Source organism: Tateyamaria sp. Alg231-49, assembly GCF_900143535.1.
Classification (GTDB): Bacteria; Pseudomonadota; Alphaproteobacteria; order Rhodobacterales; family Rhodobacteraceae; genus Tateyamaria.
In genome coordinates this window covers 49082-75359 of sequence record NZ_FRFA01000019.1, presented here as the reverse complement: position 1 = coordinate 75359, position 26278 = coordinate 49082, and the positions used below count along the sequence as shown (strand labels likewise).

Annotated in this window: 26 protein-coding genes and 1 riboswitch; of the genes, 11 read left to right on the top strand and 15 right to left on the bottom strand. The window is 59.5% G+C overall.

Translation table 11 applies throughout. The features are described from left to right. The first annotated feature begins 26 nt into the window (after positions 1-26). The 8 genes from DHN60_RS19650 to DHN60_RS19615 are packed head-to-tail and all read left to right on the top strand — an operon-like array spanning position 27 to position 8440. Positions 27-731: a GntR family transcriptional regulator gene (locus DHN60_RS19650; protein WP_108839023.1), complete on the top strand. Its 705-nt coding sequence runs from the start codon at positions 27-29 to the stop codon at positions 729-731. Next, on the top strand, positions 721-1629 hold the full coding sequence (locus DHN60_RS19645; RefSeq protein WP_108839022.1) for a dihydrodipicolinate synthase family protein: 909 nt from the start codon (positions 721-723) through the stop codon (positions 1627-1629). The genes DHN60_RS19650 and DHN60_RS19645 overlap by 11 nt, the downstream gene beginning before the upstream one ends. Further along, positions 1626-3098 carry an aldehyde dehydrogenase gene (locus DHN60_RS19640; protein ID WP_108839021.1) on the top strand — a complete coding sequence of 491 codons (1473 nt, stop codon included), beginning with the start codon at positions 1626-1628 and terminating at the stop codon, positions 3096-3098. Before DHN60_RS19645 ends, DHN60_RS19640 begins: the two co-directional genes overlap by 4 nt. Beyond that, on the top strand, positions 3095-3856 hold the full coding sequence (locus tag DHN60_RS19635; protein ID WP_108839020.1) for an NAD(P)-binding domain-containing protein: 762 nt from the start codon (positions 3095-3097) through the stop codon (positions 3854-3856). The genes DHN60_RS19640 and DHN60_RS19635 overlap by 4 nt, the downstream gene beginning before the upstream one ends. Beyond that, positions 3853-5403 (top strand): trimethylamine methyltransferase family protein, encoded by a 1551-nt coding sequence (locus DHN60_RS19630; RefSeq protein WP_108839019.1) that lies wholly within the window; start codon positions 3853-3855, stop codon positions 5401-5403. Before DHN60_RS19635 ends, DHN60_RS19630 begins: the two co-directional genes overlap by 4 nt. A 2-nt stretch (positions 5404-5405) precedes the next feature. Beyond that, positions 5406-6032, top strand: coding sequence for an N-acetyltransferase (locus DHN60_RS19625; protein ID WP_108839018.1), 627 nt, complete (start codon positions 5406-5408; stop codon positions 6030-6032). Continuing rightward, on the top strand, positions 6029-7360 hold the full coding sequence (locus DHN60_RS19620) for an FAD-binding oxidoreductase (RefSeq protein ID WP_108839017.1): 1332 nt from the start codon (positions 6029-6031) through the stop codon (positions 7358-7360). Before DHN60_RS19625 ends, DHN60_RS19620 begins: the two co-directional genes overlap by 4 nt. Positions 7361-7402: 42 nt before the next feature. Then, positions 7403-8440, top strand: a complete 1038-nt coding sequence (locus DHN60_RS19615; RefSeq protein WP_108839016.1) for a glutathione S-transferase C-terminal domain-containing protein — start codon at positions 7403-7405, stop codon at positions 8438-8440. Positions 8441-8446: 6 nt separating this feature from the next. Here DHN60_RS19615 and DHN60_RS19610 read toward each other — a convergent pair whose 3' ends face one another. Together DHN60_RS19610 and DHN60_RS19605 are read right to left on the bottom strand one after the other, a co-directional pair. Beyond that, positions 8447-9181 carry a DUF1194 domain-containing protein gene (locus tag DHN60_RS19610; RefSeq protein ID WP_108839015.1) on the bottom strand — a complete coding sequence of 245 codons (735 nt, stop codon included), beginning with the start codon at positions 9179-9181 and terminating at the stop codon, positions 8447-8449. Between the two features lie 96 nt (positions 9182-9277). After that, a complete protein-coding gene (locus DHN60_RS19605; protein ID WP_108839030.1) occupies positions 9278-10288 on the bottom strand; it encodes a serine hydrolase in 1011 nt (336 codons plus the stop codon). A 153-nt stretch (positions 10289-10441) separates the two neighbouring features. Here DHN60_RS19605 and uxaC point away from each other — a divergent pair, with 153 nt between their 5' ends. Genes uxaC through uxuA form a run of 3 tightly spaced genes read left to right on the top strand, consistent with a single transcriptional unit; the run spans position 10442 to position 14467 of the window. Next, positions 10442-11848 (top strand): glucuronate isomerase, encoded by a 1407-nt coding sequence (gene uxaC, locus DHN60_RS19600; RefSeq protein ID WP_108839014.1) that lies wholly within the window; start codon positions 10442-10444, stop codon positions 11846-11848. A 49-nt stretch (positions 11849-11897) separates the two neighbouring features. Continuing rightward, the gene (locus DHN60_RS19595) at positions 11898-13295 is read left to right on the top strand and encodes a mannitol dehydrogenase family protein (RefSeq protein WP_108839013.1); all 1398 of its coding nucleotides are present in this window, start codon (positions 11898-11900) and stop codon (positions 13293-13295) included. Then, the gene (gene uxuA, locus DHN60_RS19590) at positions 13292-14467 is read left to right on the top strand and encodes a mannonate dehydratase (protein ID WP_108839012.1); all 1176 of its coding nucleotides are present in this window, start codon (positions 13292-13294) and stop codon (positions 14465-14467) included. Before DHN60_RS19595 ends, uxuA begins: the two co-directional genes overlap by 4 nt. Here uxuA and DHN60_RS19585 read toward each other — a convergent pair. The 13 genes from DHN60_RS19585 to DHN60_RS19525 form a co-directional block, all read right to left on the bottom strand. Beyond that, positions 14442-14639 carry a hypothetical protein gene (locus DHN60_RS19585; RefSeq protein ID WP_108839011.1) on the bottom strand — a complete coding sequence of 66 codons (198 nt, stop codon included), beginning with the start codon at positions 14637-14639 and terminating at the stop codon, positions 14442-14444. The two genes, uxuA and DHN60_RS19585, sit on opposite strands and share 26 nt — an antisense overlap. Then, positions 14636-15127: a hypothetical protein gene (locus tag DHN60_RS19580; protein WP_108839010.1), complete on the bottom strand. Its 492-nt coding sequence runs from the start codon at positions 15125-15127 to the stop codon at positions 14636-14638. Before DHN60_RS19580 ends, DHN60_RS19585 begins: the two co-directional genes overlap by 4 nt. Then, complete coding sequence (locus DHN60_RS19575) at positions 15117-16361, bottom strand: agmatinase family protein (RefSeq protein ID WP_108839009.1); 1245 nt, start codon at positions 16359-16361, stop codon at positions 15117-15119. The genes DHN60_RS19580 and DHN60_RS19575 overlap by 11 nt, the downstream gene beginning before the upstream one ends. Further along, positions 16342-17109: an ABC transporter ATP-binding protein gene (locus DHN60_RS19570; protein WP_108839008.1), complete on the bottom strand. Its 768-nt coding sequence runs from the start codon at positions 17107-17109 to the stop codon at positions 16342-16344. The genes DHN60_RS19575 and DHN60_RS19570 overlap by 20 nt, the downstream gene beginning before the upstream one ends. Beyond that, entirely contained in the window at positions 17106-17918 is an 813-nt protein-coding gene (locus tag DHN60_RS19565; RefSeq protein ID WP_108839007.1) for an ABC transporter permease, read from the bottom strand. Before DHN60_RS19565 ends, DHN60_RS19570 begins: the two co-directional genes overlap by 4 nt. Positions 17919-17960: 42 nt before the next feature. Beyond that, entirely contained in the window at positions 17961-19013 is a 1053-nt protein-coding gene (locus DHN60_RS19560) for a putative urea ABC transporter substrate-binding protein (protein ID WP_108839006.1), read from the bottom strand. Positions 19014-19091: 78 nt separating this feature from the next. Then, a riboswitch (guanidine-I (ykkC/yxkD leader) is annotated at positions 19092-19197 on the bottom strand. A gap of 152 nt (positions 19198-19349) precedes the next feature. Further along, positions 19350-19739, bottom strand: coding sequence for a monovalent cation/H(+) antiporter subunit G (gene mnhG, locus DHN60_RS19555; protein ID WP_108839005.1), 390 nt, complete (start codon positions 19737-19739; stop codon positions 19350-19352). Continuing rightward, positions 19736-20023, bottom strand: coding sequence for a K+/H+ antiporter subunit F (locus DHN60_RS19550; RefSeq protein WP_108839004.1), 288 nt, complete (start codon positions 20021-20023; stop codon positions 19736-19738). Before DHN60_RS19550 ends, mnhG begins: the two co-directional genes overlap by 4 nt. Next, positions 20020-20523 carry a Na+/H+ antiporter subunit E gene (locus DHN60_RS19545; protein WP_108839003.1) on the bottom strand — a complete coding sequence of 168 codons (504 nt, stop codon included), beginning with the start codon at positions 20521-20523 and terminating at the stop codon, positions 20020-20022. Before DHN60_RS19545 ends, DHN60_RS19550 begins: the two co-directional genes overlap by 4 nt. A 1-nt stretch (position 20524) precedes the next feature. After that, positions 20525-22072 (bottom strand): monovalent cation/H+ antiporter subunit D, encoded by a 1548-nt coding sequence (locus DHN60_RS19540; protein ID WP_108839002.1) that lies wholly within the window; start codon positions 22070-22072, stop codon positions 20525-20527. Then, a complete protein-coding gene (locus DHN60_RS19535) occupies positions 22069-22404 on the bottom strand; it encodes a Na+/H+ antiporter subunit C (protein WP_108839001.1) in 336 nt (111 codons plus the stop codon). Before DHN60_RS19535 ends, DHN60_RS19540 begins: the two co-directional genes overlap by 4 nt. Position 22405: 1 nt before the next feature. Next, entirely contained in the window at positions 22406-25267 is a 2862-nt protein-coding gene (locus DHN60_RS19530) for a monovalent cation/H+ antiporter subunit A (protein WP_108839000.1), read from the bottom strand. A gap of 223 nt (positions 25268-25490) precedes the next feature. Next, positions 25491-26246, bottom strand: a complete 756-nt coding sequence (locus tag DHN60_RS19525) for a metallophosphoesterase (RefSeq protein ID WP_108838999.1) — start codon at positions 26244-26246, stop codon at positions 25491-25493. Positions 26247-26278 lie beyond the last annotated feature (32 nt).

The window sequence follows — 26278 nt, the reverse complement described above, 5'->3', positions numbered from 1 at the left end:
TATGTATGCAATTCCAAAGGGCTGCCATGACACGATTCTCCAAAGACGACTGCCTTGCAGATATGCGCCGCCGGATCCTGTCCACGGATCTGCAGCCGGGGCATGATCTAGACGAAGTTGGCTTGGCCGAACGCTATGGCATGTCCCGCACACCACTGCGCGAAGTGCTGCAACGGCTTCAGGGCGAAGGATACGTGGTGATGTCGCAAAACCGCGGGGCCAAGGTGGCGTCCATGGACATCGCCGTGTTGCGCACGTTCTTTCAGACCGCACCCATGGTCTATGCCAACATCGCGCGACTGGCCTGCGAGAACCGAACCAGTGCGCAACTTGACGCGCTCAAGATCGCGCAGGTTGATTTCACCAAGGCAACAAAGGGCGGCAAACCAGACGACGCAGCCCTCGCCAATCACAAATTTCACGCCACCATCGGGCATATGGCCCACAACGCCTATCTGGTGGCTGCCCTTGACCGTCTGTTGATCGATCACACAAGGCTCAGCCAAACGTTCTACCGCCCTGCCTCCCCATCTGAAACGATGCTCGTTCTCAAGGCCGTGGAACAACACGATGCCATGATCGCCGCCATCGAGGCCGGCGAAGGCGCATTGGCCATCGACCTTACCATCCAACACTGGGACCTCAGCCGCGACCGGATGGAGCGTTTCGTGCGCCCCAATCCACTGCCTGTGGATGTGATCCCCCTCAAGGACCGCGAAAATGCAATTTGAAGGCATCTACACCCCACTCGTGACCCCCTATCACGACGATTTCACGCTGAATGAGGCAGCACTGGCCCAGACTGTCGATCTGCTGATCGACGCCGGTGTCGCCGGGATCGTCGTGGCCGGATCCACGGGCGAATACTACGCCCAGACGACCGAAGAACGGCTGGACATGATGACCCGGGCCGCAGGCCTGATTGCAGGCCGAGTGCCAATGATCGTTGGCACTGGCGCGATCCGCACCGAGGATTCGGTGATGTTTGCCAAAGCCGCCAAAGCCGCAGGGGCCGACGCTCTGCTGGTCGCCACGCCCCCTTACGCCTACCCCACGGGGCGCGAGATTGCGTTGCACGCGCTGGCCATCGACCGGGCAGCGAACCTGCCTGTGATGCTTTACAACTATCCCGGACGGATGTCCGTGGACATGGACGAGGAAACGCTGGACAGGGTTGGTCGCTCGCCCAACTTTTGTGCGATCAAGGAAAGCTCGGGCGACATCAACCGCCTGCACATGCTCGCTCGCGATTACCCGCATATCGCTCTGTCCTGCGGGATGGACGACCAAGCGCTTGAGTTTTTTGCCTGGGGCGCGCGCAGTTGGGTCTGTGCGGGATCCAACTTTGCGCCCGAGGCCCACATCGCGCTTTATCAGGCCTGCGCGGTCGAAGGCGACTTTACGAAGGGCCGCGCGATTATGTCCGCGATGCTGCCTCTGATGCGGGTTCTCGAACAGGGCGGCAAGTTCGTCCAATGCATCAAATACGGCCTGACATTGCGCGGGATTGATGCAGGACCGCCGCGTAAACCCCTGCAACCGCTCAACAAAGACGACAAGCGCGCACTGGCCGAAGTGATCGCAACCATGAACACCGCCATCGCGCACATTACGGGGGACGCCCAATGACCGACCTTTTGACCCATGCCGAATATGTCGCTTTGGCCGACGCATTGGACCCGCCGCGCAGCCCGTTCATCGATGGCAAGTACCAACGCGGCCACGGGCCGATGATGGCCACCGTAAACCCCGCAACCGGTGAGGAGATTGCGCAGATTTCGACGGCCAATGCCGAAGACGTCGATCTGGCGGTAACCAAGGCCCGCGAGGCGTTTGATCAGGGTCACTGGTCCAAACTGGACCCAGAGGCGCGCAAAGACGTGCTGATCCGATTGTGCAAGCTTATGACGCGCAACCGCCGCGAATTGGCAGTGATGGAAAGCGTGGAGTCCGGCAAACCGATCCTCGACTGCGAGACAATCGACTTGCCCGAAACGCTGCACTGCATCAAATGGCACGCCGAGGCGATCGACAAGATATATGACCAGACCGCGCCCACGGGCGATGGCGCGATGGCGATGATCCTACGCGAGCCGGTTGGCGTGGTGGCCGCTGTGCTGCCATGGAACTTCCCCCTTATGATGCTGGCATGGAAGATCGGACCAGCTCTGGCCGCGGGCTGTTCCGTCATTGTGAAACCCGCCGAACAAACGAGCCTGACAGCCCTGCGCGTTGCGGAACTGGCCCATGAGGCTGGCGTGCCGCGCGGCGTGTTGCAGGTCCTGCCCGGAGATGGCCCAAGCGTGGGCGAGCCTTTGGGGCGGCATATGGACGTGGACATGGTCAGCTTTACCGGCTCGACCGACACGGGCCGCCGATTCCTGCACTATGCCGCTGACAGCAATCTGAAAAAGGTGGTTCTGGAATGCGGCGGCAAGAACCCTGCGGTGGTGTTTGATGACGCCGAAAACCTCGATCACGTCGCCGAACACGTGGTAAATGCGGCGTTCTGGAATGCTGGGCAAAACTGCTCTGCCGCATCCCGGCTGATCGTCCACAAGTCGGTCAAACCAGCATTGATGGAGCGGATCGAAGCGCGTTTACGTGAATGGAAAGTGGGCGACCCCCTAGACCCGGGCCACCACATCGGCGCACTGATTGATGCCGGTCACTGTGCCAAAGTGCGCGGATACCTCAATGACAATGGCGATGGGCCCTATGTCGCGCCCGTCATCTTTGAGGTGAGCAAGGACGATCCCAAGGCCCGCGAAGAAATCTTTGGCCCGGTTCTGTCTGTCATTGAAGTAGCCAGCAACGAAGAGGCAGTCGCGGTGGCCAATGACACAGCCTACGGGCTTGCGGCGTCCGTTTTTTCGGCCAATGGGCGCAATGCCATTCGCGCCGCGCGTGACATCCGGGCGGGCACAGTCACCGTCAACTGCTACGGCGAGGGCAACATCGCCACACCATTTGGCGGCTACAAGCAATCCGGATTTGGCGGGCGCGACAACGGCGTACACGCCCATGACCAGTACACTGAAGTAAAAACCATCTGGATTGACCTGACCGATCCACGCGACGGGGACAACGTGACATGAGCCGCATCGGGTTTATCGGCACAGGCCACATCGCAGCCCCGATGGTACGCTTTCTGGCCCAGCGTGGGCACGAAATAACCGTGTCCGAACGCAACGCAAAGACCGCCCAAGCCCTCAAGGCCTCCCACGCCGTGTCAATCGCCGCAAATCAGGAGGTGCTGGATCGGAGTGACATCATATTTTTGTGCGTGCGTCCGCACGTGGCCAGCGACATCATTCAGCCACTGTTTTTTCGCGGCGACCATCAGGTCGTCTCGGTGATGGCTGGCATCTCACTGGCAGCGCTTGCGGAGCTGTGCGCGCCTGCGACCGATCTGACGATGACAATACCGCTGGGATATCTTGAACATGGCGGTTGCCCGCTTCCGGCTTGCCCGGATGCTCGCCTTCTGAAAACCCTGTTTGCCCCTGAAAACCCGGTGATCGAGGTGGCGGAAGAACACGCGTTCAATATGCATTTCGCAATTTGCGCCATGGTACCCGGAATGCTGGACCTGCTGGACACAGGCGGCCGTTGGCTGACCGACCACACCGGCGATCCTGACAATGCGTTGCGATACACGCGGCAGGTGCTCACTGGTTTTCTGGCCGCCCTGCCGGACGGAAATGCCGGACAACTGGGCCAGGAGCGCGACGCACTGGCCACCGAAGGCACGATTAGCCTGCAAATGACCCAAGGGCTAAGAGACGGCGGCGCGCATTCAACTTTGCGCGACACTCTATCGGCCATTGGTGATCGCCTTGGAGGCGCGACATGAGCGTAGATGCTGTGGGAACAGTCCGCCGCGGACGCGGCGCGCGCAAAGCCACACGGCAAACCCGCGACATCACGATGCTGCCCGCACTAAAATGCAAACTGCCGTTGACCGAGCCGATGAGCCCGGAACAGGTGGAAAAGATCGATGCGGCATCGATGGACATCCTCGAAAACGTCGGTGTTGTGTTTCGCGACCCCATCGCGCTTGAGGACTGGACGCGCGCCGGCGCCAAGGTGGTAGGTGAAACCGTCTATCTAGACCGCGCAATGGTGCTTGAATTGATCGCGACCATCCCCGAAACTTTCACCTATCACGCCCGCAATCCGGCCAATAATCTGCCCTTTGGCGCGGATCACAGCATCTTTGTGCCCATGACTGGCGCCCCATATCTGCGAGATCTGGATGATTTGCGGCGCAACCCGACGCTCGATGATCTGGCAAACTTCCACAAGCTCAGCCACATGCTGCCTGCGATGCACTCGTCCGCACATCACATCGTGGAACCCTACGATCACCCGATCAGCCAGCGGCATCTGCGCATCACCTATTCCTCCATGAAACACTCCGACAAGACATTCATGGGCATGACAACCTCGCCCAAAAATGCCGAGGACGTGCTGGACATGGCCGCGATCCTGTTTGGCGAGGAGTTTCTTGAAACCCACCCCGTCATCACCGGCAACTGCAACGGCAACTCGCCACTGGTCTGGGACGAAACCATGCTAGGCGCGATGCGCGCGTTTTGCCGACGCAATCAGCCAGTGCTGTGTTCCCCGTTCGTCTTGGGCGGCGCGAATACACCGGCCTCGACCCCGGCCACGGTTGCGCAGCTCAACGCAGAGGCACTGAGCGCGCTGGCCTACACTCAGGTCATTCGCAAAGGGTGCCCCGCGATCTACGGTCACTACCTGTCGACGGTATCGATGAAGTCGGGCGCGCCGATGGCTGGCACGCCGGAAATCAGCCTCATGAACTTCATGATCGGGCAGATGGCGCGGCATTACGGTGTGCCGTGGCGCACATCGAACACGCTGGGCGGGGCCAAGACGTTTGACGCACAAGCCGGTTACGAATCCGCAATGACGCTCAATGCGGTCATGATGGCGGGTGCGAACTATATCTGGCACTCGGCGGGCTGGAACGAGGCGGGCATGCATTGTTCCACGGCGAAGTTCATCGTGGATGCAGAGATGTGCGCTATGGCTTACCGTATGGCGCAAGGGATCAACTGGGACGATTTTGATGACGCTATCGCGGCTGTGCCCGATGTCGGTCCCGGCGGTCATTATCTGGGGCACCCCCACACGCTTGAGCACTTTCAAAAAGCCTTCTTCATGCCTGAAATGTTTGACAATAACTCAATCGAGCAATGGCAGGCCGAAGGCGCGATCGAGATCACCGAACGCGCTTTGATACAAGCACGCGCGATGCTGAACGAGTATGAAGAACCCAAGCTGGACGAAGGCGTGAATGAAGCGTTGCTGGACTACATTGCGCGACGCGAGCGCGAAATTCCCGCCGCAGATGCCCTTAATCAGGAGCATTGAGCGTGGTGCATTCAGTCGAACCCGCAGACGCCAGTATCGCACCAGAACGACTGGCTGACTTGCTATGGAACACCGATCCAAAACTAAACGCGTTCATGTTTCGCACGCGCGACGTGCTGCTAAACATCTTGCGCGCCGAATGGCCAGCGACACGCGGCCTTCTCAGCCATAGACAAGCCTTCACTGTCATGGATGGGGCGTCCGTCATAGGCCTGCTCGTTGGACATAAATGGGATGAGTATGGGCCGAACTTTGAGGCCGCACAGGATCTGCAAACACAGAACCTTGCGCAAGCAGATGCGGCACACCTGAACGACGCGCTGGAGTGGATGGATCGTCTATTCCCCGTCCCGCGCACGGGCGCATATTACATTCTGGAACTGTCAACTGCAGCGTCTGCGCAAGGGCAAGGTATTGCATCGCACCTGCTGAAAACGGCCGAAGAGCGCGCTCGCGATTCCGGCTGCACGCACATCTCTCTGGATGTGTCAGCGGACAATGCGGCGGTCGATTTTTATCGTCATAAAGGTTTCGAAGTTGAGATCGAAACCCGCGTACCGCATTTGGACAGAGCCCATGGAATTGGTCCGCATCTGCATATGTCACTTCCTCTGGATGTGAACCCATGAGGGTACGCCGCCTACCCCGCGACCCAGGCCCAGCGGCTTGGAACCGACTACTGGAAGACCCAGCACCTGCAAACCGCCTGGAAGCGTCGATCACAGCCGACTGGCTGGTGATTGGCGCAGGCTATGCCGGATTGGCCGCCGCGCACCGACTGTCCAAAGAGGCGCCGGGAGCACGCATTGTCGTGCTGGATGCGGTGCGGGTTGGCGATGGGCCAGCTGGGCGCAACTCGGGCTTTATGATCGACCTCCCCCATGATCTGACCTCGGACGACTATGGCGGGGCACTGGAAGGCGACATTGCGCAAACCAAGGACAACCGGCAAGGCATCGCGCACGCGGCCGCCATGGCCCAAGAGTACGGGCTGAGCAATGAGGCGTTCACGCTGTCCGGCAAAATAAACGGTGCGGCCACCGCCAAAGGGGCCGTGCACAATACGGATTTTGCCAAGCATCTGAGCGCGATGGACGAGCCGTTTGAATTGCTGGACAGCCAACAGATGCAGGACATCACCGGCACACAGTTCTACCAAAGCGGTTTGTTCACGCCCGGCTCGGCCATGATCCAACCGGCCATGTTCGTGCGCGGTGTGGCGGCGGGCCTTGCCTCGAACCGGGTGACGATCCATGAAAACAGCCCCGTCATTTCGCTTGAGCGCAAAGGAGACTGGGTGGCCCGCACCCCCAAAGGGCAAGTGATTGCACCTCGCGTGATCATGGCCGTGAACGGGCATCTCAACAGCTTTGGCTATATGCAGGGGCAGTTGATGCATGTGTTTACCTATGCCTCCATGACCCGCGCGTTGAGCGAGGATGAGATCGCACGGCTGGGTGGCCGCCGCATTTGGGGCCTGACCCCTGCCGACCCCATGGGCACCACGGTGCGCCGCATTTCTGGCACGGGTGGGGACAGGATCGTGATACGCAACCGATTCACCTTTGATCCGAAGATGGAGGTGGATGGGCGCCGCATCGCGCGCGTCGCCCAAGATCACGACCGGGCCTTTGCGGCCCGTTTCCCGCAGTTGAAAGGGGTCGACATGGAGCATCGCTGGGGCGGGCGATTGTGCCTGAGCCGAAACGGCGTGCAAGTGATCGGTGAGCTGGACGTTGGGCTTTATTCGGCCTGCTGCCAGAACGGTCTGGGCACGGCAAAGGGCACGCTTGCCGGTGGGTTGGCGGCTGATCTGTCGTTGGGCATCACCTCGCCCGCGCTCGAAAGAGCTCTCGCCGCCGACGCTCCGTCGCGCCTGCCCCCGTCTCCTATCGCGCAGATTGGTGCCAATATGCACATCCGACTGGCGGAAATGCGGGCTGGGAAGGAATTGTGATCGGGTTTACTCCTTAGGGGTCTTACGCCTGAGAGTACCCCAATGCCGATCGATACCTCCAAAGAAGAAGATCAAAGCGATGCCGCCGACCGGCGCGCGCAAGGCGAATTTGTACGCGGCGTCAGTGGCTTTCGCGATGTAATCGGAGAAAATGCGACCTACCCTGCGGAACCCGGCCGTTATCACCTGCATGTGGCGCTGAATTGTCCGTGGTGCCACCGCGTGACTCTGGCGCGCAATGTTCTGGGGCTGCAAGACAGCATCACACTGGACGTCGCCTTTCCCAACCGGACCGGCGAAGATGATCCGGCAGGCCCCAACCTGTGGGAGTTTGCGCCTGACCGTCTGGCCAGTGCGACCGGAGCGCCATTGCCCGAATGCACGTTTGAAACAGCCACGGGCCACGCACGGAGGTTGGTACGCGATATCTATGCCGCCGAAGGGTCGGAAGAACGCTCGGTTCCGGTGCTCTACGACAAGAAGACACAGACAATCGTTTCCAATGAGAGCGCAGAAATTGTGCGGATGTTGGGGGCTCAAGCGCGCGGGCTTGGCAGCACTCTCAGTGATGACAGCCTGCCTGCGTTGTATCCATTGGGGCCCGCGCATGAGGACTTGCGCAGGGACATTGATGCCCTGAATGCGGCGATCTATGTGGCCATTAACAACGGGTCTTACAAGGCAGGTTTCTCAGGCAACCAGGATGTCTACGACACCGCCTTTGACACCTATTTTGAGATGCTGTCGCAATTGGAAAACCGACTGAGGGACGGGAGGTCATTCTTGACGGGAGAGACATTTACCGAAGCTGATTTACGTCTGTTTCCAACGCTCTATCGTCATGACCCGATCTATTACATCAGGATGAAACTGAACGGGGCGCGCATCCTAGATTATCCCAACCTGTGGCGCTGGCTGTGTCGGGTTTATGCGTTGCCCGGCGTGGCAGAAAGCGGATCGCTTCTTCACTGCAAACAGGGGTACTTCGGGCGATCTTGGAACAACGTGGTGCCCAAAGGGCCGATTGCTCCTATGCCTTATCCGCAGGCGTATCTGCACCCGGAATTGGCCGAGCGATAACCGCGTTTACGGGGACGATGCTTGGGCCTTGTCGCTCAACGCTGTCCGATAGGTGTCAGGCGTCAGTCCTGAAATCTCCAGCACCAATTTTCGGCGCACGGTTTCTGCGAAACTGGTGCGCCCTTCGGCGGTGACCATGAACGCGCCGGGGCCACCGATAATCCGGGTGGCATATTCCTCTTCCAGATTGGCCCCTGCCCGCCTGCCATCCTCAGGGCGCAGGATTGGCAGAGCATTGATTGTGATCCCTGCGGCAAGCACTTCTGCCCGGGCTTGCGCGATGCCTGGGCCGGAGGAGTTGCGGATGCTGTCGCCGGAAAAATCGATGACCGCGCGCGGGGCAAAGATGTCATTCTGTTCGATCAACCGTTTGGCGTCCAAAAGGGCGCCACCTATGGCGTTGCTGCCATAGGCCTGACGCGGTGGGCCAATGAGCGCGGTGGCGAAATCCTCGGCCGTGTCCGGCCCGTCCACGATCATCCACGGCACCACAACGGCTTTGTTGCTGGCCCACTCCACATAGGTCACGGCCACATTGCCGTAGATCGAATTCTGAATGGCTGCGACCACTGCCGGGTCGGTGATGGCCAGCGCGTAGCCTTGCCGCTGGAACGCCAGTTCGTCGGGATCAATTGACCCAGAGGCATCCGCAAGCAGCACCAGCTCCAAGCCCGCCTCGCGTTGCGACTGAGCAAGCAGTGGTGTGGAAAGCAGCAAAAACAGCAACAGACGGATCAGCATGAGGTCAAGTCTGGGCTCAATCCAGCGTTGGGGCAAGGATTTCGACCAGACTGACTTGCCCAACCCGTCCCAGTTGATCAATTCGCAGGCACGACGCTACGTTCGTTCTTGGCGCGCGACAGGTAAAATTGCGCCCTCGATCAGCGCTTTGAGGTCGCCGAAATACCCCGCGCTGCGTGCGGGTCGGGTTGGGTCCGAGGTGATGGCCACGGTCAGCCCTAGGTCGGGTGAGATACAGATGATCTGTCCCCCATAGCCCCGCGCAAGCCCGTATTCCGTGCCCCCCGAACGCCCCAAAAACCAACCATATCCATAAGCGAGGCCCGAAAACGGCGACCGCGTCACAGGCCGCAAAGATTGGGCGACCCACGTTCGGTTTAGCACCTGTGTGCCCTCCCACATCCCGCCTTGCCGGTACATCTCGCCAAAACGCACCATGCCCGGCAGGCTTAGCGCCATTTCGTTACCGCCCAGATAGCGCCCTTGCGGATCGCGCGTCCACGCTGGGATTTCGATGCCCAAGGGGCGGCCAAGGCGTTGGCGGGCAAGGCCCAGCAAGGTGTCGCCCGACACTTCAGACAGAACCGCACCAAGCACATGAAACGACCCCGTGGAATAGAGCATCCGCGCGCCCGGTTCGGCAACAAAGGGGCGCGACAATGCGTTTGCCACCCAATCGTTGCTGCTGACCCAGCCACCGTAATTGGCACCAGATGTCCGCTCGAGCCCCGCTTGCATGGTGACAAGGTTTTCGACGGTGATCGTGCCGACACGCGGATCAGCGCCGCGCGGGATCAAATTGGGTGCAACTTCTGCCAGTGTGGCCTGCATGGATGGGATTTCACCGCGATCAATGGCCGCCCCGGTCAGCGCGGCGACGATGGTCTTGGACACGGATTTGATCGGAACCAGACGCCCGAGCGCGGGCCCGCGAAACTGTTCAGAAACCACAGCGACACTGTCGTAATGCACCGCAATCGCGTGGCATTGATCAAGCGTGCGGGCGCGTTCCACGATGGTCTCCCATGAGGGGGGCTGCGCAAAAGCAGGGTTGGCGCAAAGGGCCGCGGCACTAACGATCAAATCGCGGCGGGAAATGTGCGGCATGGGATGGGCTCCGATCAACTCTTGCAGAACATAAGCGGCGATCGCCAGCTCGCCAATCTCAATGGCGCGTGGCACTGTTTTTGTGGGCAACCCCCACGCCCGACTTGTACCCCGCGCAACTCCCTGTCAGTTTCCGCGAAAAAGGGGGACATCATGGCGCTGTTGGACGAAGATCGGCTGTTTCCGCCAGACCCGGGCACGCGCGCCATCGCGCGCGACCTTTATGCCCAGATCAAACATCTGCCGATCATCAGCCCGCACGGGCACACGGATCCACGCTGGTTTGCCGAAAACGTCGCCTTTGCGAACCCGGCAGAGCTGTTTGTGACGCCGGACCACTATGTGTTCCGGATGCTGCATTCGCAGGGAGTCGCGCTTGAGGATCTTGGCGTGCCGCGCGTTGATGGCGGTCCGGTCGAAACGGATCCGCGCAAAATCTGGCGGCTCTTTGCCAAACACTACCACCTCTTTCGCGCCACCCCGTCGCGGTTGTGGATCGACCACGCATTCCAAGAGGTGTTTGGAGTGACCGAAAGGCTTGCCGAGCACAATGCCGACGCCATCTATGACCAGATCGCCGCGCGCCTTAGCGAAGAAGCCTTTCGCCCCCGTGCCCTGTTTGAGCAGTTTTACATCGAAGCGATTGCGACCACTGAAAGCGCGCTGGACGATTTGCGCTGGCACAAGATGATTCAGGACAGCGATTGGACGGGCCGGGTCACGACCACCTATCGCCCGGACGCTGTTGTGGATCCGGAATTCGCGGGCTTTGCCGACAATGTCGCCCAACTGGGCGCATTGACGGGCGAGGATGCAACCACCTGGACGGGCTACCTGGCTGCACACCGCACGAGGCGGGCGTTTTTCAAAGAATACGGAGCAACAGCCAGCGATCACGGCCATGCCACCGCCCGCACCGAAGACTTGCCACAAGACGAGGCAGCCGCGCTGTTCGCCAAGGCCCTGCAAGGCAAATGCAGCGCAGATGAAGCAGACTGTTTCCGCGGCCATATGCTGACCGAAATGGCGCGGATGAGCCTTGAGGACGGGCTGGTTCTGCAAATCCATCCCGGTTCGGCACGCAACCATTCAGGGGAAGTCTTTGCGCGCTTTGGACGCGACAAGGGCTATGACATCCCGACCCGCACGGATTACGTGACGGCGCTGCGCCCACTGCTCAGCGCTTATGGCGGGCGCAGCGATCTGACGGTGATCATCTTTACACTGGACGAAACCGCCTACTCGCGTGAATTGGCGCCGTTGGCCGGAGTTTATCCCGCCCTGAAACTTGGGCCACCGTGGTGGTTTCACGACAGCTATGAGGGCATGTTGCGCTTTCGCGAAATGGCGACCGAAACGGCGGGTTTTTACAACACCGTCGGGTTCAACGACGACACACGGGCCTTCTGTTCAATCCCCGCGCGTCACGATGTGGCCCGTCGTGTCGACTGTGCGTTTCTGGCCGGATTGGTGCGAACCGGACGACTGGACCTCCAAGAAGCAGTCGAAGTCGCCCACGACCTGACCTATCGATTGGCAAAAACGGCATACAAACTATGACTGAATACCTAAATTTTTCCGCCCCTTACACCGATCAGGTGATGCTGAAATGACCCGTCCTGCATCCGGCATCGTACACCTTGGTCTTGGCGCGTTTTTCCGCGCGTTTGGCTGTGTCTACGTGGCCGACGCCATGGCCGCATCCGGTGGGGATTGGGGTATTGTCGGTGTGTCCTTGCGCAGCCCTGCAACCCGCGACGCTTTGCGCAGCCACGACTGGTCTTATGCGTCGATCACCCTGGCACCTGAGGGCGAAGACATCCGCAAGATCAATGTGCTAAACGATGTTCTTGTTGCGCCAGAGGACCCCGGCCAAGTTTTGGCTGCCATGGCTGATCCAGCGATCAAGATCGTGTCTCTGACCGTCACAGAAAAAGGGTACTGTCATAATCCAGCATCCGGGGCCCTGAACCTTGACCATCCGGATATTCAGGCGGATCTGAAAAACTCACGGCCCGTCTCTGCCCCCGGCTTTCTGGTGCGTGCGCTGCAAATGCGCCGCGCGGCCGGGCATCCGCCCTTTACCGTGCTAAGTTGTGACAATCTGCCCGACAATGGCAAGCTGGTGCGCGCCGTGGTGCTTGATTTGGCGCGCCAGATCGACCCCGATCTGGCGGACTGGGTCGCCGAACAGGGGCGGTTTCCCTCGACCATGGTGGACCGGATCACGCCAGCAACCACGCAGGCTGACATTGACCGGATTGCGGAACGCACCGGCAAACCCGGCGGCGCGCCCGTATTGCACGAACCCTTTTCTCAATGGGCGATTGAGGATGACTTTGTGAACGGTGCACGCCCTGATTTGGCGGCAGCCGGCGCCGAGATGGTCGCGGATGTGAGCGCCCACGAGCAGATGAAGTTGCGCATGCTGAACGGGACCCATTCCGCGCTGGCCTATACCGGTTACCTCGCCGGGCATGACACCATCGCGGCCACCGTCGCCGACCCGGTGTTCGCCGCGTTTGTGCACCGTCTGTGGGCCGAGATTATGCCTGCTGTGACGCCGCCCGATGGCGTCGACCTCAACGCCTATGCGGACGCGCTGTTCGCGCGCTATGCCAATCCCGCGATTCAGCACCGCACATGGCAGATCGCGATGGATGGCAGTCAGAAACTGCCGCAACGCCTGCTCGGAACCATTGCCGACAACATCAGCGCAGGCCGCTCGATTGAGGCCCTGAGCCTCGGTGTGGCCGCATGGATGCGCTACGTCAGCGGCGTCGATGAAGCAGGTCAGGTTATTGATGTGCGCGACCCGATGGCAGCGCATCTGTTTGATATCTCAACGGCGCAGGACAGTGTGGAAGACAAGGTGGCCGCCCTCCTCTCCGTTGCTGAGGTTTTTCCCACAGATCTGGCCACCCAACTGCGCACCCCCGTGACTGAGGCCGCATGGCGCCTTTGGACACTCGGTGCACGCAAGGCCCTTGAGGAGCACAACGGATGATCGAAAGCTGGCGTTGGTACGGTGACCTCGACACCATCCCTCTGAGCGACATCGCGCAGACTGGGGCCACCGGGATCGTCACCGCCCTGCACGAAATCCCATATGGTGAGGTCTGGCCCACGGATACAATCGCTGCGCGCAAGGCCCATATCACAGATGCCGGCTTTGAGTGGGTCGTTGTAGAAAGCTTGCCTGTGCATGAGCGGATAAAGCGCGGAGATGGTGACCTTTCCAAGCTCTTCGCAAATTATCGGCAATCCATGGCCAACCTCGCCGCCAACGGCGTTCACACGATCTGCTACAATTTTATGCCGCTGCTGGATTGGACGCGGACCGACCTGACCGCTCCAGTGGCTGGCGGGGCGACCTGTCTGCGGTTTGAGGCCACGCGCATGGCCGCGTTTGAAATCCATATGCTGGGGCGCAGCGCCGCCGAAGACGACTACCCCGAAGACGTGCGGGCCAAAGCCGCAGTGTGGTTTCAGCAGGCGTCAGAGGCGGATAGCGAAGCCTTGCTCGGCTCGATCATGGCGGGCATGCCCGGCGCATTTGATCGCTATGACCTGGCAGGGTTACGCGATGCCCTTAGCGCCTACGAAGGAATTGACCGAGACGTATTGCGGAGCAATTACAAACGCTTCCTTGATGAAGTTATCCCAGCTGCCGAAGAGCTTGGCATGCGTTTGTGCGTTCACCCGGATGACCCACCCAGGGACATTCTGGGCCTGCCGCGGATTGTGTCCGATGGCGACGATCTGGATTGGGTGCTTGGCGCCTATGACAGCCCCGCCAATGGGATCACGCTCTGTTCCGGCTCGCTTGGCGCGAACCCCAAGAACGACGTGCCCGCCATCGCAGCCAAAGTTGCCGATCGCATCCACTTTGCCCATCTGCGCAACGTCGCCAAGGACCCCGATGGGTCATTTGAAGAGGCCGCGCATCTGGAGGGCGACACCGATATGGTGACCCTTGTGCAGGTCTTGCTTGACGAACAAAAACGTCGACGCGCCCAAGGGCGCGCCGACCATTTGATCCCCTTTCGCCCGGATCATGGGCATCACATGCTGTCCGACCTCAGCCAAGAGATGATCCCCGGATATCCTTTGATTGGACGTTTGCGGGGGTTGGCCGAACTACGCGGTGTGATTAGCGCGCTGTCGCACGCATCATAGCGTTTCGCAGATGGGGCGCGGCAATCGCGACGGCCCCGACCAGTGCCAAGGCGACAATCGCAGCCATCGGTGAAAACGCTGTTGCCTCGTTATGCGCATGCGGCGCCAGAGAAGGGTGTGCCAGCGCGGGTGTGGTTGCGACGGCGGCAATCAAAGTGAGCATCGGTTTCATACATAATCCTTTCCGGATGCAGGGTGGTTTTGAATAAAGCTTCGCAGGTCCGTGACCTGCTTGGTCTCGAGCGAGACGTAGATGAGACCCATATTGGTACGCTCGGTCACCATCTCGCCCGGATATGGCATGTAGCTAAGCTCGCGCGAACCAAAGGACGGTGAAGCCGTGCCCACCTGCCATTCGGTGGTCAGAGTGACATCGACCAGTTTCATCTTGGGACCGCCGCCGGGGGCGTCAATTTCCAGCGGGACACCGGCGATACGCAGGTAAGACATCTTGTCCTTGGCAGCCACGAAGCCGTCGATAAACTGGTCGGTCAGGACCTGTAATTCTGCCGCATCATCAACAGCATGCATGTGGGAATGCATGTGATCCGGGTGGTCGTGGTTATGTCCTGGACCATGCGTGTGGCTGTGCCCGTAGTCATGGTGGTGCTGATGGTCGTGGGAATGGCTGTGCGCGCCATGCGCGTGATCATGTGGCATTGGACCACCGCTTTCCTTCAAACTCGCCGTGGGGGATTTCGACGGGCTTGTCCATGTGACGCTTGTGATCGCCCATCTTGCCGCTTGCAACGAGACTGCCCAGAACATCCACAATCACGCGCGTGCCCATGAGGGCGGTGATTTCGGATTGGTCATAGGGCGGAGCGACCTCAACCAGTTCCATGCCGCAGATCCCTTCGGCCGCGACCTTGGAGACCAAGGCGAGCGCTTCGCGTGGTAGGAAGCCACCCGGTTCGGGCCAACCGGTTCTAGGCACAAATCCGCAATCAATGCTGTCGATGTCAAAGGACAGGTACACCATATCTACGCCGTCCCACGCCATTTCCAGCGCCATCTCGACGGTCTTATCGATGCCCATCTTTTCCATGTCACCCATGGTGATGATGTTGGTCTCGCGTTCGCGTGCAACCTTCACCGCCTCGCGCGGAACCTGCCAGCCACCAATACCGATCTGCACAAGGTTTTTGGCAGGCACGTTGTCCATGTTTGTCGCATGGAACCATGGGGTTGTGTGCATGCGCTCATCCAGATCTTTCTCTTGAATATCTGCATGCCGATCAAAGTGAATGATCCCGATTTTCTTCGATGTGCACTGCGCTATGCCGCGCACGCACGGGAACCCAATCGAGTGATCCCCGCCGATCATGATGGGCAGCGATCCGGACGAGGCCACATGGCTCACCCCGCGGGTGATCTGATCGAACGTCTTTTCGATATTGGCCGGGATAGTGAACACATCGCCCGCATCACACAGGGTCATCTGTTCGCGCAGGTCCACCGCCATTTCATAGTTGTAAGGCGTATAAAGCGCTGAGATTTTGCGCACGCCCTGCGGGCCGAACCGCGTGCCTGCGCGGTAGGTCGTGCCTCCGTCAAAAGGAATACCCAGCACGGTGGCATCATAGTGCTGCACCTCGGTGACGTCCTCTGCATAAGGCGCTTTCAGAAAAGTGTTGATGCCTGCGTAGTGGGGCAACTCGCCGCGCGCAAAGGTTGGGATCGACTTGTCTTCGATGCTATCCGCACCGGTCAAGCCCATGCGCAACGCCCATTTGCGCTCCTGATCCCAGCCCGTCTCGGGCAAATCGCCCTCGGCCTGCATCGCCTTCCAACCGCGCAGTTTGGTCAGATCCGGGTGGTGGTGTCGCGCCTCTGTGCTCGAATGATCGTGCGGATGGTGCGAGCGTGTCCGCTCAGTGTTCTTCAAGAACATGGGTTTCCTCCTTCAAGGTTTGAAACGGGATGCCGCCGTTGCGGGCGTCAAAATCATAGGTGATTGTGGCCCCGTTCAGATTGGGGTCCTGCGGGTCCCAGCGGGGTTTATCAAAGACCAGAACCCGGTCGCCCAGCTTGAACGCTTCTTCCAGATCGTGGGTGACCATGAATACGGTCATGCCGGTCTCGGCCCGCAGGTCCGTCAGAAAATCGTGCATGGCGATGCGCGTGCCGGGGTCCAGCGCGCCAAAGGGTTCATCAAGCAGCAGCACGCGCGGGCGTGCAACAAGGGCCTGTCCGATGGCAAGGCGTTGCTGCATGCCGCCCGACAAGGTTGCCGGGTATTGGTCGGCCACATGATCCAACCCGATCCGCGCCAGTGTCTCATCCGCGCGGGCCTGTGCCGCCTTGCGCTCTGCGCCCCAGAACCGGCCCCACCCCCGGCGAAACGACTCGCCGGCCACAATGTTGTCGCGGATGCTCATGTGAGGGAAAACGGAGTAGCGCTGAAAGACGATACCCCGGTCGAGGCCCGGTTCGCGCGCCGGCGGCGCGCCAGCAATGCTGATTTCACCGCGTGTGGGTCGTTCTTGCGCCAAAAGCAGGCGCAGAAAGGTGGACTTACCACAGCCAGACGCCCCAACGATGGAGATGAACTCGCCCTCTTCCACCTCGACGTTTACCCGTTCGATGATGGGCCGGGTGCCATAGGTTTGGAATACGTTTTTGACAGAGACGAAGCTCACAACCCCTCCTCCGCCCAAGGGAAGAAGCGGCGCGCGGCGTAGCGCAGCCCCCAGCCGATGAGGAAGGGCAACAGTGTGATCCAGATCACGTAGGTCAGGATCACATCCATGGCGAGATAGCGGCGCACCAGAAAGATGCGGTAGCCAAGGCCTGCGTCTGACGCAATGGCCTCGGCCGCGATCAGGAACAGCCAAGCGGGGCCCAGCGACAGGCGGACTGCCTGAATGAGACGCGGCATGATTTGCGGCAAGGCCACGCGGATGGCGATCACCCATGTGGAGGCCCCAAGGGTCTGTGCCTTGACCAGCAGTTCTTGCGGGATTTCGATGGTGCGCTGGCTAAGATCACGAATGATAAAGGGCAGCGTCCCCACGACAATCAGCACCACCTTGGAAAGCTCGCCAAGGCCAAACACAATGAAAAGAATGGGCAGCAGCGCCAGCGGCGGAATCATCGACAAGACCGCAACAAACTGTTTGAGCGTGCTGCGCACCAGTGGCAGCAAGCCGATCGCCAAGCCAAAGAGCAGGCCAAGCGCCGCCGAAATTCCGATCCCAATGCCAAGCCGTTTAAGGCTTGCCCACGTGTCCACCCAGAACAATATATCACCAGTGCGCCTGTCGCCTTCGGTTGTCAGACGCACCATTGTGTCGCCAATGGTGCTGAGGGCGGGCAGCAGCTTGTCTGACGGGTTCGCCGTCAGCCGAATGTCCGATCCAATCGCATAGGCGATCAGCACAAGCGCAAAGGGCAGCAGCACGAGGAATGCCGTCAGTGCTCGGCCAGGAGTGATGTTGATCAATCGCATATCAGGGGCCCGCCACAGCCACGCGTAGCAGGCCAGCTTTCATCACAGCGCGCCGTCGGCGGCCATTTGCATATACGTGGTGTCGAAACGCAGTTTGACGTTGCTGGAATCTCCGGTGATCGTCCCATCTGGGTATTCGACACCAACAAAGTCTGGCGATGGAGCGCCCTCGCCCAGTATCCCGTTCTCAAAGAGGAACTCGGCCACACTGACCATCGTTGTCTTTAGCTCTTCGGATTCGGTGAAGGCGACAGCCTCGGCCGGGGTATAAAACATCTCGGTCGCGGCAAGCTGTGCTTTGTACCCTGCAAGGTCGGTACCCGACGCTTCGGCCATGGCTGTCAGCACCTCTTCATCTCCTGCTGCCATCAGTTCCATCACTTCGAACCAAGCCCCTGCGACAGCCTTCCCGAACGCTGGATTGGCTTCCAGCACTTCGGTGTTGGCCCACATGATGTCCACGATTTCGCCGGGAATGTCCGAGCTGTCATAGACGCTGTTGGCGACCGGATCGGCAAGGATTTCGGCGGCCATCGGGTTCCATGTGACCAGATGTGTCACGTCGTCCGTCGCATAGGCTGCGATCATGTCGGCATCCGAAGTGTTCACAAGCCCTTCAAGGTCACGTTCGGACAGACCAGCGCTGGCAAGGGCGCGGGCCAGAAGGTAGTGAGATACAGACAATTCAACGAGGTTGACCGTTTTCCCCGCGAGCGATGACACATCGCCTTCGCCCTTGATAATGATCGCGTCATTGCCGTTTGAATAATCGCCCACAATCAGTGTCGTGGTGTCCACACCGCCACCCGCCGGGATCGACAGCGCGTCCATGTTGGTGGCCCCTACTGCATCAAATGCGCCTGCCGTGAACTGGTTGATCCCTTCGATATAGTCGTTGATCTGCACGATCTCGACGTCGATTTCATATTTGGCGGCCCATTTGTCCATGATGCCGCTGTCTTCCAGATAGCCCCATGGCATCCAGCCCACATAGATGGTCCACGCCATCTTGAATTCTGTTTTGACATGTCCATCCGCCATGGCCGTACTGGCCAGCAAAAGCGCCGCAGAGGTGAGTGTTGCAAATTTCTTCATCGGTCAGTCCCCATTTGTTTAAAGGATGGATTGACCGCGTGGATGGGCATGCGGAGCGCGGGTCAAACCTGCGCAGTAGCCTCCCGGGATTTTGCCCCGCCGTGTACCAACCGGGTGCGCCCGGCCAGCGATGTCTCTTGGACCTGACCCTCTGACATGAGGCGGAACCCTAGACATCCTGCATGTTTAGACTGCGTGCGGTAATGGGCTATGCACAATGAATTTGCGGGATACAGCCATACAGACCACGCGAATCCGCCCAATCTTTAGGCACATGCCCCGCTTTTGCTCAGGATTTGGCGCCCAATACAACAAATAGGGCGTACATGCCTGCCACTAGCCCTTTTGCGAGGCTGTGTCCTCAACGTCGCCTTCCGGGGAATTCAACGTGGACCACGTGTCGTCCTCTGGTGGTTCAGGAGGCGTGGAGCAACTGCGCTGATGAATGTTCACCTTGGCGATGAAATTCGCGGATACAGGCGCCGTCACAAAGAGGAACGCCATAATCAGCAGTTCGTGCATGGATGAGCCACCAATCGCATAAGAGTGCAAAAGTGACGCAAGTAGCAACATCCCGATCCCGATTGTACCCACCTTGGTCGGCGCATGCAGGCGGGTCATCGGGTCGTTGAATTTCAACAGGCCAATGACCCCAACCATGATGAATCCTGACCCGATCAAAAGGCTAAGGGCGGCGGCATATGTCGCGATGATCTGTCCGGTCATTCGATGATGTCCCCCCGCAGCAGGAACCGCGCCAGCGCAACGGTCGAGACAAAGCCAAGCATGGCGATCAATAGCGTAACCTCGAAATAGATCTGCACGCCTTGATGAATGCCCAACACAACAACAAGGCCCAGCGAATTGATCACCATCGTATCCAGCGCAAGGATGCGGTCGCCATAGCTGGGACCCAACACAAGGCGGACCATCGAAAGGGTCTGACCCAATGCCAGTGCGCAAAAGGTGATCATCACGGCGATGTCTATGATGCCAGTCGCGGAACTCATGTGAAAATCTCCTTCAGGCGGGCCTCATAGCGGGTCTTGATCTCATCCCGCACCGAATCCGGGTCATCGGTGTGCAGCACGTGGACCAGCAGGCTGTGGCCTTCGTCCGACAGGTCCGCCGAAACGGTGCCGGGTGTCAGAGTGATGGTGCCTGCCAAAATGGTGATCGCTTCGGGCTGCACCAAATCAAGAGGCACCACGATCCATGCAGGTTTCAACTTGTCATTGGACACCGACAGAACAATCCACGCCACCTCGATATTGGCCTTGATGATGTCCCAAATCACCATCAGCGAATAGCTGAACATCCTGCCCACATGAAATCCACTTGGCGTGTCGGGCCACCAGATCGACGTGCCCCACGGGATCAGGATTCCAAGGATCAAACCAAAGACAGCCATGCCTGCGGAAAACTCGTTTTGCAGCAGGATCCACACCACCGCCAAAAGGATGGTCAGAAAAGGGTGTGGCAGCAGCCAGAAAAAGGCGCGACGGGCCATATCAGTGCTCCTCCTCTTTCTTGGGTTTGGAGAGTTTTCCGGGCGTATTCAGCACCGCATTGCTATAAGCGGTTGGTTCGAACAGCGTGGCCGCAATCCGTGTGGTGTACCCGTGTACCTGACCCGCAAAGACCGTGTGCAGGGTCAACAAACCGATCAATGCGCCGACTGCCACATAGGACAGAGTCGTGGGGCGCGGCATGACCAAATCATCTTCTGAATGGGTGACACTGTGCGCCTTCCAGAACAGAACACTGCCTGCGCGTGCAAAGCCGAGGATACTGATCAGGCTGGAACAGAGAACGATGATCCAGACCCACACCATCATGTCCGTGTCAAACGCAGCATCCAGCACCAAGAGCTTGCCAATGAACCCCGACAAGGGCGGTAGACCCGCCATCGCAATCGCGCCGATAAAGAACAACGCAGCCGTAAGCGCAGCGCCTGCCATTGGCGCTTGCGCAGTCAGTTCGACGTTGCCCCGCCCCGTGCGCACAAGGTCCGCAATCAGGAACAAGGCCGCCGCCGCAAGGGTCGAATGCACGATGTAGTACAGGGCTGCTGCGATGCCAGTCGGAGTAAAGAGTGCGATCGAAACCATCACCATCGCCATGGACCCGATGACCGCGAAAGCCACGAGGCGGTCCAGCCGTTTGGCCGCCAGCACCCCAATCATCCCGATCGCCAGTGACGCAAGTGCGGCGGGCAGCAACCACAGATCGTGCAGGCCTGACGTGACCTCCACATCCGGCGGGAAGATCAATGTGTAGACGCGGATGATCGCGTAGCCGCCCACTTTGGTCATAATCGCAAACAGGGCCGCGACCGGGGCCGGTGCCTCGGCATAGCTGGAGGGCAACCAGAAGTGCAGCGGCACCACAGCAGCCTTGATCGCAAAGACCAGAAGCAGCAGGACAGAGGCGACCCGTATCCCAACGGTTTCCGCCGGATCAATAAGCGCCACGCGCGCCGCGAGGTCCGCCATGTTGAGGGTCCCGGTCTCGGCGTAGATTGAGCCAAGCGCGAACAGGAACAAGGTCGAGCCAATCAGGTTGAACAGCACATACTGCACCCCTGCCCGCAGTCGCGCTGTGCCGCCGGCATGGATCATCAGGCCATAGGACGCGATCAACAGCACTTCGAAGAAAACAAAGAGGTTGAACAAATCGCCTGTCAGAAACGCGCCCATGATCCCCATCAACTGGAACTGGAACAAGGCATGGAAGTGCGTGCCCCTGTCATCCCACTCTGACCCGATGGCATAAAGCAGAACGCACAAGGCCAGCACCGCCGTGAGCAGAACCATCAGTGTCGAAAGGCTGTCCCCCACTAGGATGATCCCGAATGGTGCGGCCCAATCCCCAAGCTGGTAAATCTCAACCGTGCCGTCAGAGGCATTCCACGCCAGTGCAGCTGAAATCACGATCAGCGCCACAACCCCAGCCACAGAAAACGCGCGCTGGATGCCAATGTGATAGCGTGCGGCCAGCACGATAAACGGCGCCAGCATTGCAGGTAGAACAACGGGTGCAATCAACCAGTGGGTCATTGTGTGTCCTCCGGCTGATCATCGACGTGATCGTCGTTTGATCCAAGAAAGGCACCAAGACCGATCATCACGACCACCGCCGTCATACCGAACGAGATCACGATGGCCGTCAGCACCAACGCCTGCGGCAGAGGATCAGAATAAACGGTCATATCGTCGCGCAAGACCGGGGGTGCCCCAATCGTCAGGCGCCCAGAGGCAAATAGGAAAACGTTCACCGCATAGGTCAGCAGTGAAATCCCAAGGATCACCGGAAACGTGCGCAGGCGCAGCAGCAGATAAAGCCCGGCGGCTGTCATGATACCGATGGCAGAGGCGACAAGCAGTTCCATCTTACACGGCCCCTTTCGCATCTTCGACATCCCGCGAGGGGTCGATGTCCATGGGGTGTTCCGTCTCTGGTTCGTGGGCGCGGCGCGCCAAACGCGAGAAGCTTTCAAGCGACAGCATCACGGCGCCGACAACGGCAAGGAACACGCCGACATCAAACAGCGCTGCGGTGGCCAGCTCGAATTTCTCGAAGGGCGGGATGCGCACATACGTAAAGTCCGAAGTGAGGAACGGTTTGTTCACGAACCACGACCCAATGCCTGTAAGGCCCGCAACCAGCACGCCTGCGCCGATCACCCCGTGATAGGGGTAGTGCAAGCGCGCCGACGCCCAGTTGAACCCGCTCGCCATGTACTGCATCACCACGCCGATCGACACGATAAGCCCTGCGATGAAGCCTCCGCCGGGTTCATTATGCCCGCGCAGGAAGATGTAAAAACCGACCATCATCACGACCGGCATGATCACCCGCGTCAGGACCACCATCATCATCGGGTGCATATCCCCTGCCCGCGGCTGATCCGGTTTGCGGTTCAGCAAACGCGCCCGCACTGGTCCACCCAGCAGGGATTGCGTCAGCGCGTAGATCAGCAGGGCCGCAATGCCGAGCACGATAATCTCGCCGTAAGTGTCAAAGCCCCGGAAATCGACAAGGATCACGTTGACGACGTTTGTGCCGCCACCGCCCTTGTAAGAATTGGCAAGGTGGAATTCGGAAATAGGCGTCGTGACCGCATCGCGCAGCAGAAAGTGATAGGCGATCCCGAATGTCGCAACACCGCCCGCAACAGCCACAGCCACATCGCGGACGCGCCGCAAGACCGAGCTTTCGACCGGCGTCGTTTTCGGCAGGAAGTTGAGCGCAAGCAGCAGCAGGATGATTGTCACCACTTCGACCGTGAACTGCGTCATAGCCAGATCAGGCGCGCTGAAGAAGACAAAGCCGATGGAAACCATCAACCCAACGATGCCGATTAGGATCAGCGACAACAGGCGATTGCGGTGTAGGAACACAAGACCAACCGTCGCCGCCACAAGCATACCCCAGCCCGCAATGGCCACAGGGTCTGCGGCTTGTGCCGTGCGGGTAGCGGGGCCGACTTGCCCCGTACTCCAAGCGTGAAAGCCTGCCCCGATGATGGCGACCGACCCGATGGCGGCATAGCGCGAGAACGCGCCATTGTGCAGCGGCAGGATCAGCTTTTGCGCCAGCGTAGCCGCAGCCTCGACAATCGCCTCGAAGATTACTTTGGCTTCCGGGCGTGGGGCGCCATCCCAGATACGCAAGGCCGGCTTGAACACCATCAGAAGGATCAGGCCGCCCACCGTGGCGATGATGGACATGTAAAGCGCGGGCACAAGGCCGTGCCATATCTTGAAATAGGCTTTGGGCACTTCCGCCTCGCCCCCCAGAACAGAGGCCGTGACCAGTTTGACAAAGGGCTCGGCCAGAAACGGAGCCACCCCGATCACAACCACCAACACCACCAAAATTGCAGGAGGCATCCACAGACCGGCCGGAGGATCATGCGGCTTGGCCGGATAGTCATCGCGCACAGGGCCAAAGAACGTATGCCCGATCAGGCGGAAACAGTAGGCGGCTGAAAACACCGATCCGACTGTCGCCAGCACAGGAACCAGCCAGGGCACGTTGAACAGAACGGTGTGGTTCGCCTCTTCCAGCATCATTTCCTTGGACAGGAACCCGTTCAGAAGAGGAATGCCCGCCATGGATAGGGCCGCAAGCGTCGCTATCACGAAGGTCACTGGCATCAGCGTGCGCAAACCACCCAGACGGCGAATATCGCGCGTGTGTGCCTCGTGATCGATAATCCCTGCGGACATAAACAGCGCAGCCTTGAACGTCGCGTGGTTCAGGATGTGGAACATCGCCGCCATCGCACCAAAGGCAGTACCCGTGCCCAAAAGCATGGTGATCAAACCCAAATGACTGACGGTCGAAAAGGCCAAAAGCGCCTTGAGGTCGTGTTTGAACAGCGCAATCACCGCCCCGATACACATGGTGACGAGACCGGCTGTCGTGACGATCACGAACCATTCCGGCGTGCCGGACAAAACCGGCCACATGCGGGCCATCAGGAAAATGCCCGCTTTCACCATCGTGGCCGAGTGCAAATAGGCCGACACAGGGGTCGGCGCCGCCATTGCGTGCGGCAGCCAGAAGTGGAACGGGAACTGCGCAGACTTGGTGAAGCAGCCCAGCAAGATCAGGATCAGAGCCGGGAGATAAAGCGGGTCGGCCTGAATGAGTTCACGGTTTTGCAGGATCACGGACAGGTCATAGCTGCCCACGATCTGGCCGAGGATCAGCATACCGCCGATCATGGCAAGCCCGCCCATACCGGTCACAGTGAGGGCCATTCGTGCGCCCTGTCGCCCTTCGGGCAGGTGTTTCCAATAGCCGATAAGCAGGAAGGATGACAGCGATGTCAGTTCCCAGAAAATAAGCAAAAGCAATACGTTATCAGACAGAACGATCCCCACCATCGCGCCCTGAAAGAGCAGCAGATAGGTAAAGAACTGGCCCATGTTGTCTTCGCGGCTGAGGTAGTTGCGCCCATAGGCGATGATCAACAAACCGATCCCAAGGATCAGCAAAGCAAAGAAGAACCCAAGCCCGTCCAGCATCAGGGTAAAGTTCAGCCCCAAGACTGGCATCCAGTCGACGCGGGCGGTCACCACTTCTCCGGCCAGCACACTGGGCAGATTGGTCAGCAATCCGATGAAAGCCGTGAGCGATACGGTGAATGTCACACCCGCACACGCGGAGCGCCCGGCCGAATTCATGAGACCGGGCAGCAAAGCCCCCAAAAAGGGCAACGCGACTAGAATGAAGAGTGACACGAAACCTCCGCCCGATCTTTTTTATCAGCCCTCTACTTGGACCAAGTTTCGCGCAGATCAATCATAATCGACAGATTTTGTCGAGTACTATCGAAACGCCCTGCCCGTGCCCCTTTTGGGCACGTCCGTTCGTCCATGATACGTGATCATTCTTCTGCGCCTTAAACCTTGCTGATTGGTGCAACCGCGTCAAGCAATGGACGACCCACAGGATGCCTGAATCTCAAAGCCATCCCGTTGCAACAGCCCGCGCCCAGTCGAGACGCCCGGCATCGCGTGCCATCTGTGACATGCGCGCTGTGTCATACGGCACCGCGCGAAAGGTCACGTCCCACGTCCCGTCCATTGACTGCACAATACAGTAGCGCGCCTCACTTGACCCGGTCGCGACCACATGAGGCACCGGCGCGTCATCGTCATAGGCAGGGAGACCGACACTTCCCGGATTTACGATGACGCGCCCATCGTTCAAACGCACCATGCGCGCCAGATGCGTGTGACCACACAGGATCAACTGGCAATCCACGCCCGCCCCCGCCTCCTCGATCTGTTCGCGGCTGTTTGGTGCGACAGTGCCATCGCCCAATACCGTTTCAAGCCAATAGGTGGTGTCACTGTCCGGTGTGCCGTGGCACATAAACACGGACTGCCCAAAACTGCGGGTTGCAGGCAGGCGGCGCAGCCAGTCAAAATCCTGCGGGCGCAATTGATCAAAGGCGGCGGCATCTGACGCACCCATGTGGGCGCGGTCCTGTTCGATCAACCAACGGTCATGGTTGCCGCGAATGCTGATCATCTCCCGGCTTGCGAGCAGACCCGCCGTTTCGGCCGCCGCCAAAGGACCGCTGAAATGATCGCCAAGGTTCAGGATGGTCGCAATGCCGTGTGCATCAATATCCGACAGGACAGCGCTCAGCGCATCGGCATTGCCGTGGATGTCTGCGATCACCGCGAAAGAGGTGGATGTGTCAAATTCCATGGATCAAAGGCAACCACACCGCAGACACCTGA